Annotated in this window: 9 protein-coding genes; 2 read left to right on the top strand and 7 right to left on the bottom strand. The window is 57.0% G+C overall.

The genetic code is table 11. The features are described from left to right. From AAA021_RS08220 to AAA021_RS08205, 4 genes are all read right to left on the bottom strand, one after another. Window positions 1-848: restriction endonuclease subunit S (locus AAA021_RS08220; protein ID WP_349088818.1), on the bottom strand; the 848-nt coding region annotated here is incomplete at its 3' end. Then, entirely contained in the window at window positions 849-2,327 is a 1,479-nt protein-coding gene (locus tag AAA021_RS08215; protein WP_006235244.1) for a class I SAM-dependent DNA methyltransferase, read from the bottom strand. It lies immediately after the preceding gene. Window positions 2,328-2,346: 19 nt separating this feature from the next. Then, on the bottom strand, window positions 2,347-4,677 hold the full coding sequence (locus AAA021_RS08210) for a DEAD/DEAH box helicase family protein (protein ID WP_349088817.1): 2,331 nt from the start codon (window positions 4,675-4,677) through the stop codon (window positions 2,347-2,349). Between the two features lie 191 nt (window positions 4,678-4,868). Then, window positions 4,869-5,597, bottom strand: a complete 729-nt coding sequence (locus AAA021_RS08205) for a 3'-5' exonuclease (protein ID WP_349088815.1) — start codon at window positions 5,595-5,597, stop codon at window positions 4,869-4,871. A gap of 469 nt (window positions 5,598-6,066) precedes the next feature. Between AAA021_RS08205 and AAA021_RS08200 the strand changes: the two genes are divergently transcribed. Next, the gene (locus AAA021_RS08200; RefSeq protein WP_255412934.1) at window positions 6,067-6,192 is read left to right on the top strand and encodes a hypothetical protein; all 126 of its coding nucleotides are present in this window, start codon (window positions 6,067-6,069) and stop codon (window positions 6,190-6,192) included. A 487-nt stretch (window positions 6,193-6,679) separates the two neighbouring features. On the opposite strand, the gene AAA021_RS08195 is transcribed toward AAA021_RS08200, so the two are convergent. After that, complete coding sequence (locus tag AAA021_RS08195) at window positions 6,680-8,071, bottom strand: ATP-binding protein (protein ID WP_349088814.1); 1,392 nt, start codon at window positions 8,069-8,071, stop codon at window positions 6,680-6,682. A 595-nt stretch (window positions 8,072-8,666) separates the two neighbouring features. On the opposite strand from AAA021_RS08195, the gene AAA021_RS08190 reads away from it, so the two are divergent. Next, window positions 8,667-9,665 (top strand): hypothetical protein, encoded by a 999-nt coding sequence (locus AAA021_RS08190; protein ID WP_349088812.1) that lies wholly within the window; start codon window positions 8,667-8,669, stop codon window positions 9,663-9,665. Between the two features lie 488 nt (window positions 9,666-10,153). Here the strand turns inward: AAA021_RS08190 and xdh are convergent, their stop codons facing one another. Both xdh and AAA021_RS08180 read right to left on the bottom strand, forming a co-directional pair. Further along, window positions 10,154-12,931, bottom strand: a complete 2,778-nt coding sequence (gene xdh / locus AAA021_RS08185; protein WP_349088811.1) for a selenium-dependent xanthine dehydrogenase — start codon at window positions 12,929-12,931, stop codon at window positions 10,154-10,156. 12 nt (window positions 12,932-12,943) lie between these two features. Further along, the gene (locus AAA021_RS08180) at window positions 12,944-13,423 is read right to left on the bottom strand and encodes a 4Fe-4S binding protein (RefSeq protein WP_055309382.1); all 480 of its coding nucleotides are present in this window, start codon (window positions 13,421-13,423) and stop codon (window positions 12,944-12,946) included. Window positions 13,424-13,431: the final 8 nt, after the last annotated feature.

The following is a 13,431-nucleotide window of genomic DNA, read 5'->3' as shown; positions in this document are numbered from 1 at the left end:
CGCAGGCGGCCGGGCAGCGCGGCGTCGAGCTCCTCGCGGGCGTCCTCGAGCTCACCGTACTCCTCGACCAGGGGCATGAGCTCGTTCACCCGCTCGACGATGCGGCGCTGCTCGGCGAGAGGCGGAATCGGAAGAAATAGCTCTTTTAGCACTGCTGCTTTGATTCCTTTTGCGGTCGTCCCCGTGGCATGATCCTTAACTTGAATTTGGAACAGTGGAGATAGAATTATTTGGCAGAACAGGGCATTGTCTGGACCAACTGTGCCGTAATTCTGAAGGGTAATGACACGCTGTCCACAGCTGCAACGTTTCATTTCGCATATCGCGCAATACCCCATCGGGGCTTCGGTTGTAAACAGCAAATCGCCACGGTGGGTCTCTCCGCGAGACAAGCGTGTTGCATATTCGTCTTCTGAAATATACTCCTCGCGTGTGTAATCAATATAGCCTTGGCGAATGTTGCTCGCAGTCATTAGTCGAACACCTGAAGGTGATTTGTGAGGTGTTTTACCCCTGTAATCAATGAAGTTATATACGGTTTCCAGCCTTGCCCAAGCCCACCCCTCGGGCAGCTCCTCAAACGGTACTTCGTTCGCGATGCACTTATCGCTAGTCACGCGACCCTTGGCATCCACCTTCTTCTCATAGGGGGAGCCATCGGAACCGATATAGACAATGCTCTCCCCGCCCTTCGGGAATTTAGCCTTACCCTCAGCAATAAGCTTATGCTTCTCTTCACGAATACGCTCAAGCAGGACGCTTGCAGGCTCATCACTCGGGTCTTGTGGAACGAGCTTTCCCTCAATCGCCATTTGCAGGATTGAGTTCTTCAGGTCTTTTGCCTTCATCTACGCCTCAATCCCAAGAATCTCGCAAATACGAGCAAGCTTCTGGTCAATCTCGGCATCGAGCTTAGCGCGCTCTTCTTTGTAGTTCCTGATCAGTTCGTCAGGCGGTAAGATCTCCTCTTCCTCGTGAGGATAGCCGCACACGTCAAAGTTAAAACCGCCGTCTCGCAACTCGTCAACCGTATAGTACTTGGCCTTGGGATTGCCGTCTTCCTCGATATCCCGACGGTTCTCCCACCATTCCTTTACAGGTGCAAAATGTTCGATCCTAATGGGCTTGGTCTTAGAGAAGTGTTTATACCCCTCGGGCATGTCCATGCGATAGAACCAAACGCCCTCAGAGGCCCCCGTATTATCGAAGAACAGAACGTTAGTAGTGATGCTCGTGTACGGAGCGAAAACACTCTGTGGAAGGCGCAAGACAGTATGCAAGTTCATGTCCTCAAGCAGGCGACGCTTGATCTCCGTCTTTGCACTATCCTGGCCAAAGAGAAAACCATCCGGAATGATAACAGCAGCGCGGCCGCCTCGCTTAAGACGATAAAGAATGAGTCCAAGGAATAGATCTGCGGTCTCGGAGCTACGGAGTGCAACAGGGAAGTTGTTTTGCACCGATGCGCTCTCGGACCCGCCATAGGGCGGGTTCATAAGTACGACGTCAAACTGGCCGTCAGGCTTGTGCTTCCACTCGCGAACATCCTTCTCGAGAGAGTTATCGTGAAAGACTTCAGGATTATCGATATCGTGCAACAGCATGTTGGTCACGCACAGCAGGTAAGGGAGCTGCTTCTTCTCGATGCCGTAGACCGATCTTGCATAGAGTTCACGATCGGCTGGAGTCTGAACCTGGGAGTCGAGAATCTTGAGGGCGCTCGTCAAAAAGCCGCCCGTGCCACACGCGAAGTCAGCCACAGTCTCGCCGAGCTTGGGCGCAAGTGCCTGGGCCATAAAGTCAGTCACCGCTCGGGGCGTGTAAAACTCGCCGGCATTACCCGCGGACTGTAAGTCTTTCAGGATGGTCTCGTAAATTTCACCGAAGGCGTGGCGCTCTTTGTACTCGGTAAAATCAACCGACTCGTCAATCTCGTTGATGACTTGACGAAGTAGAATCCCATCCTTCATGTAGTTGTTGGCGTCAGTAAAAGCAGCCTTGACGACGACGTGTCGCAAAGGCGCATCAGGTGCAAGCTCAAGACTCTCAAGAGTCTTGAATAGATCATTGTTCACAAAGTCGAGAAGCTCATCGCCAGTAAGCGCCTTGCCGTCTTTCGCATCGTGCGCCCAGCTATACCAGCGCAGGCGCTCGGGGATGATGGACTGATAGGAGTCATCGTGAAACTCCCACTCCTGCTCCTTGGCATCGTAAATCTTGAGGAAGAAAAGCCAAGTCATCTGCTCAATGCGCTGCGCATCGCCATTGATGCCGGCGTCTTTGCGCATGATGTTCTGCAGGGTCTTTACGAGAGATCCCAGTGCCATTTGCTATCGTTACCTTTCTCTATGCGATGTAGAGCTCGTCCTCGAGCATCTGCGCTGCCTGAATGTACTGTTGTTTGCCGCCGAATGCGGCGACGATCTTCATTGGGCTGCCAAACCGACGGAATTCCTCGAGGTCGAGGACGTGGGTGTCGTCCAAGTCTACGAGGTTCGACGTCGCATATTTGTCGAGAAGCGCTTCAAGGACCTCACGCGCGACGCCGGCATACTCATAGAGCACGCCCTTTTTCTTGACACTATTGGCTCTCTCGCTGCGCGTAAGAGGTCTCTGGTCGTAAGCAATGTGGCAAATGAGGTCAAAGTCGCTCATTTGCTCCTGTCCAGTCTCGAGCCGCAGCTCATCCAGGAATACGCCACGCGCGCGCAGCTCATCGATAATCGCTTGTTTCTTATGTTCAGAGTTCCACGCCGCTAGGAAGTGGTCAAGAGTGTCGTATTCGCCGAGAATGTTTTTTCGCGTATAGTCCTTAAGGCTCTCAGTTACAAGAAGGCCATCGGAGGAGTAATACTGCACCATCTCCGACACTACATAGACGTCGGCCCCATGAACGTGATATTTCACATGGGAGGACGGATCGTCCGGCGGCAATACGGGTGGGTCTACGATCGGAGACGGAGGCGGAACGGGACTGCCGCCATTGCTGCCGGGACCCGGATCCGCAATGGGGTCACCCGGATTAGGCTCAAACACAACAACAGGTTCGCCATCAAACTCGGGATCTGCAAACAAACGCGATGCGTCACGAAAATCGAGGATGGTGAAATAGAGTTTGTCGTAGTCCTCACAGATACGGGTTCCGCGGCCGATAATCTGCTTGAACTCCGTCATTCCGTGCTCACCGAACTTGTTGTCGAGCACGACTACCTTACACGTCTTGCAATTAACACCAGTGGTGAGAAGCTTCGAAGTCGTAACGATGGTCGGGTATTTCTCGTCGGGGTCGATGAAGTTATCTAACTGAGCCTTACCTTCCCTGTCGTCACCCGTAATCTTCATGATGTAGGTGGGGTGATCTCTTACGATATCGGCGTTCTCGTTTACAAGGGCACGTCGCATATTTTCGGCATGCTCGATGTCAACGCAAAAGACTATGGTCTTGGAGTAACGATCCGTCTCCTTTAGAAATTGAGTTATCCGCTTGGCAACTTCCTCGTAGCGCTCTTTAATGACAATCTCGCTGTCGAAGTCTTGCTTCTCGAAAACACGTTTGGGCAGAGCTTCGCCGCGATCATCTATGGTGCCTTCCTCAGTACGGTATCCGTAAATGTCGACGTTCAGCTTAGGACGAATAACTTTATACGGGGCGAGAAAGCCATCCTCGATTCCCTGTTTAAGGGAGTAGGTGTAGACAGGTTCGCCGAAGTAGGTAATGTTTGAAACCTCTTCAGTCTCCTTTGGCGTAGCCGTCATACCGATTTGAATTGCACAATTGAAATACTCAAGTACCTTACGCCATGCGGAGTCCGCCGCGGCGCTTCCGCGATGGCACTCGTCGACGATAATCAAATCGAAGAATTCCGAGTCGAACTCGCGGAATATTTCTTCACCGTTTTCTCCAACAAGCTGTTGGTAGAGCGAGAAATAGACCTCGTAAGCAGAATCGAGCTTTCGACCTACGACCTTGGTTGTAACCCTCTTGAGAGGCTTGAAATCGCCGTCTATGGTCTGATCGACGAGAATATTGCGGTCCGCCAGATAGAGAACCTTACGAACCTCGGTAGTCTGTCGCAAGCGATGAACGATTTGAAAAGCCGTAAAAGTCTTTCCCGTTCCCGTTGCCATAACGAGCAAGATGCGATTCTTACCTCGCGCAATAGCTTCAAGCGTACGATTGATGGCGATGCACTGATAGTAGCGAGGATGATTGCCGCCGTGCTCCTGGTAATACGGAGCGGTCACAATCTCCTGGCTATACGGATGTTCAAGCCCCTTAGCTTTTGAGTATCGTGTCCAAAGTTCCGCCGGAGTGGGAAACTCGTCCATGGCAAGAGCGCGCTCTTTCCCGGTAAGAAAATCGTGCTCAACAAAACCCTTTCCGTTTGAGCTGTACGCAAACGGAATATCGAGCAGCTGGGCATATCCCATCCCCTGTTGGAGACCGGCATCAACGGTGTGCTCCGTATCCTTAGCCTCGACGATTGCGATAGGGATGCCCGGAGCATACATCAGAAGGTAGTCAGCCTTCTTCTTGTCTTTACGGGTGACCATACTTCCGCGCACAACAATCTCGCCACTGGTAAAGAAATACTCAGTGAAGACTTGGGTATTGCGATCCCACGACTTCATAATCGCAGGATCAATGAGTTTAAGCCGTGTGTCAGACTCGTTCATACGTCTCGGAACCCCTCATTGCGCAAAGCGACAGCTATTGATGTTGAGTTGATTAATTTTATCATCACTATGCAATCTAGCAGCCGCTTTATACTAAATGAGACGAAGTAAAGTCAGCCCCGTGAGAAAGCTCCAAAGAAAGCAAAATGAGCCCCGTTGACTTGAGTCAGAGGTCATTCCCGGAGCCCCGCCTACCTCCCCTCCGCCTTCAGCTTCAGCAGCAGGTCGCCCAGCTCGGGGCACTTGTTGGAAAGGCGCATCTGGGCTCGATCGCCCATCCTCCACCGCTGGCGGATCTCCTGAGCACGCGGACTCACGCGATAGTCCCCGTCCATCACCTGCTTGAGCAACTTGGCGGTCACGCGCGCGTCGGCTAGGGCACTGTGGGCGTGACCCGTCGACTCGTCAAACTCGATGCCAAACCACGTCGCCGCGTCATTCAAAGAGACGCACTCGTGGCTGCCCACGTCCATGATCGAGGTGTAAAACGCCTGCAGATCGGCCCAGTCCGTAGGAAATGCGGCAAGGTCGATTTGCTTTGCCTGGCACTCGGTCATAAGCTGTCGACGGTCCGTCCCGCTCCAGCAAACTATCTGGGCGGAGTAGCGGCCGATCCAATCGCTGAGCCTTTTGATCACCATGTAGAGCGGGTCGGCCATCGCGGTGTCCACGGCCGATATACCTGTGAGCTCGCGGACGGGAAACGCAACGCCTTCGGTAAATTCCGTCTGCACAAACTGCGAGAACTCGCCCATAACGTTGCCGTGGTAATCGAGCTTGACGGCGCCGACCTCGATAATCTCATTGCGCAGTCCACGGCGCTGGCGCTGCTTTGGCACCGGCGCAAACTCAAAGTCCAGCACAATCTGGCGCGCAAAGTTCGTCGTATCGATAGCCGAGATACCCGGCGTCTTTTTCAACTGACACGGTTAGGGCCTTTCTCCGTTGCCTGCCGCTTGCTACATAGGCGGCTACATTGCCGTAAGGATAGGTGGCCGCGCGGACATGAAAGCTGGGCGCAATACCATGCGCCAGGCACACGCCATGCAGACGGCCCCAAGAGAGTTGCCCGCTCTATTCAAATGCATGAAAAAGATATAGGCCCGGTGACTTGAATCAGCGGTCATCCCGGGCCCATCAATATGCAGTGTACCTACAGAGGGCTGGTTAATCAAACGGGCTTTCGGTGACGAAGACCTGCGCGTCTATCCCCAATCGCCCAGCGCCGTCTTCTGCCGCCCTTACGAAAGGCTGCTATTCGAGGGAATCACGTTGCTGTTATTATCGAACATATATTCGTATTTATGACCGCGCTTTGATAGAATGGCAGTTGTTGACGGCAGTTCCATGTGCCGGGCAGCGCCCTCCATGCGACGGGAGGTGATGCCCATGACCGATCTGATTGATTTCGTGAAGCTCCTGACCGCTTTGGTCTCGCTCCTCACGGCGCTTATCGGACTTTCCGAGGCACTTAAGCAGCGTACGAAGCAAAAGAAGAGGGGTCGACGCCGTTAAGGCATTGACCCCTTGAACTAAGTAACGGCGCTGCCCAGCTATCACCCTTGGGCTGCCGTCGACTTTATTCTACCTACGGTTGCCAGGTTTAACAAATGAATTTTCAGTAATGGAGCCCCGGAGCCCGCTCGCTCAACCACCTGGCCATCGGATTAGCCGGATTCTGGGACACGCCTTCCGTCCCAGGCCTCTACCGGAAAATGCGTCCCACCCTGAGGCTCAATTCCGGAACACGGTTTCCGTTTGAAGCCCCGATGGGAAAGCGTGTCCCGTTCCGAGAGCTCATTCCTGGATGCAGTTTCCGCTAGAGATGCCACCGGGAAAGCGTATCCCGTTTTGGAGCCAAATTCCGGGTCGTAGTTTCCGCCTGAGGGCCGATCCGGAAACGGCATCCCATTCTGAAGCCGAAATCTGGGACACGCTTTCCGCCAAGGGTTGCAAAAGGAAAGCGCATCCCATTCCGAGCATCACATCAGAGCGCGCTTGGTTATCTCCGCTCGCACATCTCGGCAAACGAAATCAGCTTGGCATCTCCCCTGCTCGCCGCAGCTTCCTGACATCCTTGCGTAAAGCCACGCTTCGAGAAGATCACGTAGCTTTTATGCTGCCGCCTAAAGAGCTCGCTTCGGTACACGAGTTTTTCCAGAACATCCTCGCCCACCGGTTCATTGCGCCATTTGCACTCCGCAAACAGCGCAGCGCCCTCGCCATCGTCAACAATCAAGTCGATTTCTTCCTGCGTATGCGTACGATTATCCGTCCCCCACCAGCGCCCGACACTCGCCGGAACCACATCGAGCTGGCCCGCGCGCGCGAGTTCGTACACGTATTGTCTGCATATAATCTCAAAGACCGTACCCATGTAATCCGATACGTGCGGCTCAATGCGCTCATACGCCATCGCGGCCATATCGTTTTGAATCAGCCCGATGTTCTGCGGCACAAACTTGTACCAGAACCTAAACATCTGATCGCTCAGCAGATACACGGCTCGCTTATTGCTCGTCTCGTTTAGGGGCAGCTCGCGCTCGACAATCCCAAGCGACGCCAGCTTATCCACATAGCTCTTTACGTTGCTCGCAGGGATTCCCGTAGAGCTCGCAATCTCTGAGATCTTCGAGCGCCCCTGAGCAATTGCCTGCACGATCGCATCATATTGCTCGGGATTGCGGCACTCTTGCAACAGCAGGTTACTCGGCTCCTCAAAGAGATAGCCCGTAGGAGTAAGAAAAAGACGTTTGATGTTGTCCTTGAGCGGTGCGGCAGGATCGACTTTCTCGATATATGCAGGAATGCCGCCCGTCATGCCATAGCAAACCGCAGCGTCTTCGCGACCCATGCTCTGCCACAGGCCGAGGGTCGTCGTATAATCGAGCGGCATGATCTTAAACTGGGCCGTACGCCTACCGTATAGCGGACTCTCGTAGCCCAGCACCTGCTCTTCCATAAACGAAAGCGACGACCCGCACAGGATAAGCATGAGCCTAGTCTCTTTGTACAGGTGATCAATCTTGTCTTGCAGCAACGAACTGATCTCGGGATTCGATTGGGCGAGATAGGGATACTCGTCAATCACGACAATCAAACGTTCCGTGCGAGCCATGGTGGCCAATGCATCAAACGCCTCGCCAAAGCTACGAAACGACACATCTGCAGCACCAACAGAGCCCGCAAGTATCGCCTGGCTAAAGCCATGCAGGTTTGCCTCTGCATTGGTACGACGAGCTTGAAAGTAAATAGCCTTCTTGCCTTGAATGAACTCTGTGATAAGGCGCGTTTTACCTACGCGACGGCGTCCGTAAATCACAGGCATCTCAAAGGAGCCCGTGCTATACAGTCGATTGAGCTCGGACATTTCCGCTGTTCTTCCGATAAACATAGGACCATCCTTCCTTTACGTTATAGCTAGCTATATTATATCTTCCTATAATATAGCTAGCTATAACGTAATTCGACAAGCGGGCCACGCAAAAGGGTCGGTATACCACCGCACGTGGACCGTTCCGGAAATTGCATCCCGTTCTGAGCGCTCATTCCGGGGTGCAATTTCCGCTTGAGAGCCGATTCGGAAACGGCATCCCACTCTGAGGCCGAAATCTGGGACGCAGTTTCCGGTTGAGGGCTGTTCCGGAAAATGTATCCCATTCCGAGCGGCAATTCCGGGACACAGTTTCCGCAGATACAAGACGACAATCCGCAGCTCGTATCACATGCCTTCAAACATGCGATCCAGAAACATAAAACAGCAGATAGATTGCTCTGTTTTTGGAAAAGTACACGTCCCGAAACTTACCAAGACTTCATATCTAGCTACCGTTCAAGATCGCCGATTACCGCCCACCGATTCGGATGTAAAAATGTCGCCGAAAACAGGCCATCTACCTGCATGGTTAGATTTTGGTCAGCTTTTGGTCAGTTGGGCGGCAAGTTCCGGCTGATACGTTTTTGCCACCCCAAAAAGGAGGCGGTAGCCCATGGCGCATTGCAACGACCAAATCATCGACCAGCTGTTGAACCAAGCCGAGCAGGAGGGACGATGCCTTATTCCCCCGAGCACGGCGATCCGAAAAGCGCTCCTTCGGCGCACCGGCGGCACGGTTGTCTCGCCCATGCCGGGGTTGTTTGCGCGAAAAACGCGCTGGGATGAACTCAACCGAGCGCAACGCCATTGCGAAATCCTCCGCGCCCTTGCGATCATCCACCCCGATTGGACGTTCTGCTCGTTTTCGGCCGCCTGTCTGCTGGGGCTCGAGGTCTCGTGGCGACACCTGAATGTCGTGCATGCCTGCAGCTCGACAAAGCCGTCGGCTCGCCCGGGCGCGCATATTCAGCGGCACCAGATTGAGCCGGCCGGAGCAATACGCAGAGCCGGCATATCGGTAACGCCGCCCATCCAAACGGCCACAGATTGCCTGCTGCAAACTGGTTTTGCCGACGGCATGCCCATTGCCGATTCGGCGATCTCAAAGCTCGGCCTTGCGCCGGAACAGCTGCTGGAGGCCGTTGAGCAACGAGCGACTGCACGCAATGGTCGCGCGATTCGCACCGCCCTCACAACGCTTCGATATGCCGACGTCCGCGCCGAGAGCGGCGGGGAATCGGTCGCCCGAGCCGTCATGATCGAGACGGGCTTTGCGCCCGACTGGCTTCAATACGAGCTGACGGACCCCTTCGATTCGGCCAAGCCCATACGAACGGACTTTGCCTGGGAGCGCCAGGCGCGGGAACTCACGCTGGGCGAGCTCGACGGGCTCATCAAATATACCGACCAGACCATGTTGGCCGGACGCACCACCGCCGAGGCGCTCGTTGCCGAACGACAGCGCGAGGCGCACCTATCGCTCTACGGTCATCCTCTGCTGCGCTTTACCATAAACGAGGTCCGCTCGGCAGGAATGCTCGCCAAAAAGCTGCAGACGGCAGGCATCCGGCAGACCGCGCTGCCGACGTGGCTCAACGACGTGGAGCTGTAGGAGCTGCTAGGCCGCGCATCGCCGGATCGCATCCCCCCTATCTGGGCCGCGTTTTCCCAACGGCCACGCCAACGGAAAGCGCGTCCCAGTCTGGACGCTCAAAACGGGACGCACTTTCCGGATGGCGGGCCTAGCGGAAAGCGTGTCCCGGAATCAGGTCTCGGAACGGGTCGTGCTTTCCGGTTGAGTCCTTCAGGGGAAACCGCATCCCGGAATAAACGCTCAAACTGGGATGCACTTTCCAAACGGCCGGCCAGCGGAAAACACATCCCATTCTGAGGCATGATTCCGGGACACAGCTTCCGCATGCGGCCCCGTTGGGAAAGTTCATCCCGTTCCGAGGCTGGATTCCGGGACACAGTTTCCGCATGCGGAGGCGCTCCAAACAAAAGGCCCCGACTCGCGATGGAGCCGGGGCCAAAGGCGCAGCGTATGTAGTTGATGTTGAGCGCAAACAGCCCATCAGCAATGGCTGTCCGCACCCTACCCTACCCGCGGCGACGGGCGCGGCTGTAGGGCGTATCCACCATGGGCAGATCGGGACGCAGCTTGCCGTCAAATGCGCGGTAGGCGTTCTGTACGGCGGGCGCCGTGGGAATCGTTGCGATCTCTCCAATGCCCTTGCCGCCGTATGCCACGGGCAACAGCTCGTCCTTCTCCACGTAGATGGCGTGGATATCCGGAATCTCGGGCGCACGGAACAGCCCGAGCGTACCGTACCTTGCCTGGGGTACGCAGTCCTTGAGCGGCCAGTCCTCGGTAAGCGCATAGCCCATACCCATGAGCACGCCGCCTTCGATCTGACCCTGGATGGAGATGGGGTTGACCACCTTGCCGGAATCGTGCGCAGCATAGATCTCGCTCACGCGGCCGTCATCGTCCAAAATGACCACATGCGTGGCAAAGCCGTAGCAGATGTGGCTCTTGGGGTTGGGAACATCCGCACCCAGCTTGTCGGTCGGCTCCAGGTACACGTAGCCAAACTCGCATCCCTCGAGCGCCTTGATGGCGGCCGCGGGATCCTGAGGATGCATACCCTGGCCGGCGACGAGCTCCTGCGTGTGCAGCTGATAGGCGCGACCGTCGTCGTACTCGATCTTGACGCCGTCGCCATGCGCGCTCACCGGGGCGGTAGGCGCAGGCTTGCCGGCCTCGATGCCGACCATGGCATCGCGCAGCAGAAAGGCGGCACCGCGCACGGCCTCGCCGGTCACGACCGTCTGACGCGAGCCAGACGTGGTGCCGGAGTCGGGAGCGTTCTCGGTGGAGCACTCGCCGTTGGCAATGCAGCTCAGCGGCAGACCGCATGCCTCGGCAACGTCTTGCAAAAAGACGGTGTTGCAGCCCTGGCCGATGTCGGACGTGGCGGCATAGACCACGGCCACGCCGTTCTCGACGCGAATCTTGCAGCGGCCGGCGTCGGGCAGGCCAACGCCCACGCCAGCGTTCTTCATAGCGCAGGCGATACCGGCGTGGCCGGGATGCGCGTAGTAGGCATCCTTGACCTCGAGCAGTGTCTCCTTAAGCGCCGTGGAGCAGTCGGCAATCTGGCCGTTGGGCAAAACCTCGCCCGGCTCGATGGCGTTACGGTAGCGGATCTCCCACGGATCCAGGCCGACCTTCTCTGCCAGCAAGTCGATCAGACTCTCGAGCGCAAACTCGGACTGGCAAACGCCAAAGCCGCGGTACGCGCCGGCGGGCGGGTTGTTGGTGTAGTAGCCAAAACCGCGAATGTCGGTGTTCTGGTACTTGTAGGGGCCGACGGCATGCGTGCAAGCGCGCTCGAGCACCGGGCCGCACAGCGACGCGTAGGCGCCGGTGTCAAAGTTGATCTCGCAATCCAGGCCGGTAAAGTTGCCCTCGGCGTCGCAACCCAGCGTAAAGGTACCGTCCATGGCATGACGCTTGGGATGGAAAGCGAGTGACTCGGCACGCGTGAGCTTACACTTCACAGGACGTTGGAACTTATAGGCGGCGAGCGCGGCCAGGTGCTGGATGGACACGTCCTCCTTACCGCCAAAGCCGCCGCCCACGAGCATGGTCTCGACGACCACGCGCTCGGGTTCGCTATCCCAGCCAAACATATGGGCACACTCTTTGCGCGTGTCGTAGGCACCCTGGTCGGTCGACTGCACCTTGACGCCGTTCTTGTACGGGAAGGCAACGGCACACTCGGGCTCCAAGAAGGCATGCTCGGTAAAGGGCGTGGTAAAGCGCTGCGTCACGGTGAACGCGCTTTCGGCCAGTGCCTTGGCGGCGTCGCCGCGCGTCACATGACGGCTCTGGCACACGTTGTCCTTGAGCTCCACTGTGTTGCCAAAGGCAAAGAAGCTGTCATGCAGGCGCGGGGCATCGGCGGCCCTGGCCTCGACAATGTTGCGCACGGGCTCCAGCGGCTCGTAGTCAATCTTTACGAGCTTCTTGGCCTTCTCGAGCGTCGCCTCGTCCTCGGCGACCACCAGCACGATGGCATCGCCCACGCAGCGGGTGATATCGCCCTGAGCGATCATGACGTCCCAGTCCTGGATAAGGTGGCCGACCTGGTTGACCGGCACGTCCTCGGCGCGCAGGATGCCCACTACACCGGGCAGGGCCTCGGCCTTGGAGGTGTCGATGGAGAGCACGCGGGCGCGCGGATACCTGGAGCGCACGGCGCTGGCATAGGTCAGGCCCGGCTGATCGAGCTCGTCGATGTCGTCGGGATACTTGCCCTCGCCGAGCACCTTCTTGCGCACGTCAATACGGAAGGCGCGCTTGCCCACGCCGTAGTCATCGCCGCGCTCCAGGTTCTCGTCGATCTGCTTTTCGCCGCGGAGCACCGCAGCGGCCAGCGAGATGCCCTCGATAATCTTTTTGTAGCCGGTGCAGCGACAGACGTTACCGCGAATGGCGTACTTGATCTGCTCCTCAGTGGGCTCGGGGTCCTCGGCGATGAGCGCCGCACCCGCCATGACCATGCCGGGAATGCAAAAACCGCACTGCACGGCGCCCACGGCGCCAAAGGCGTACACAAAGGCCTCGCGCACGTCCTCGGGCAGGCCCTCGACGGTCACGATGTTGCGGCCGGCGGCAAGAGCGGTGGTCAGCACGCACGCCTTGACGGCCGCACCGTCCACATGAATGGTGCAGGTGCCGCAGGCGCCCTCGGAGCAGCCGTCCTTGGCGGAGTGAATGTGCAGGTCGTCGCGCAGATAGCGCAGCAGTGGCTTGTTCTGAGTCGTCGTGCACTCGACGCCGTTAACGGTAAAAGTGAATTCCTGTGCCATGGTGATTCCCTTCTACACGCCGGCGGCGATGCCGGTGCGGTCGTGGATGGCGCCATGCGGGCAGACGACGGCGCACATGCCGCACGACAGGCAGTCCACGCCGTCGATATGGGCGCAGTTGTCCTCGATGCGGATAGCGCCGGCAGGGCACTTTTTGGCGCACATACCGCAACCGATGCAGCTCGTGTCGCAGACCTTGCGCGCAATGGCGCCCTTATCGGTGTTGTTGCAGCGCACCAGAATGTTCTGGTAGCCGGGGACGAAGGCAATCACGCGCTGCGGGCACGCCATGCCGCACAGGCCACAGCCCGTGCACTTGGAGCGGTCCACGCGGGCGATGCCATCGACCAGCGCAATGGCGCCGTGGGGGCAGGCCGTGACGCAGGCGCCACAGCCAATGCAGCCTTCGCTGCAGTGGGCGTCGCCGCCTGCGGAGGCGCAACCGCTTCCGCAGGCAACGTAGGCCACGTTATGTTGAATGGATTTGGCCATAAGAGACT

The sequence above is a fragment of the Collinsella sp. CLA-JM-H32 genome (assembly GCF_040098165.1).
Taxonomy (GTDB): Bacteria; Actinomycetota; Coriobacteriia; order Coriobacteriales; family Coriobacteriaceae; genus Collinsella.
Note: the sequence above shows the minus strand (reverse complement) of the source record. Positions and strands in the feature narration are given on the sequence as shown.

Bases quoted from the DNA above. Each gene is read 5' to 3' on its own strand.
- AAA021_RS08215 (WP_006235244.1), bottom strand. From the start codon at position 2,327: ATGGCACTGGGATCTCTCGTAAAGACCCTGCAGAACATCATGCGCAAA.
- AAA021_RS08210 (WP_349088817.1), bottom strand. From the start codon at position 4,677: ATGAACGAGTCTGACACACGGCTTAAACTCATTGATCCTGCGATTATG.
- AAA021_RS08200 (WP_255412934.1), top strand. From the start codon at position 6,067: ATGACCGATCTGATTGATTTCGTGAAGCTCCTGACCGCTTTGGTCTCG.
- AAA021_RS08195 (WP_349088814.1), bottom strand. From the start codon at position 8,071: ATGTTTATCGGAAGAACAGCGGAAATGTCCGAGCTCAATCGACTGTAT.
- AAA021_RS08190 (WP_349088812.1), top strand. From the start codon at position 8,667: ATGGCGCATTGCAACGACCAAATCATCGACCAGCTGTTGAACCAAGCC.
- xdh (WP_349088811.1), bottom strand. From the start codon at position 12,931: ATGGCACAGGAATTCACTTTTACCGTTAACGGCGTCGAGTGCACGACG.
- AAA021_RS08180 (WP_055309382.1), bottom strand. From the start codon at position 13,423: ATGGCCAAATCCATTCAACATAACGTGGCCTACGTTGCCTGCGGAAGC.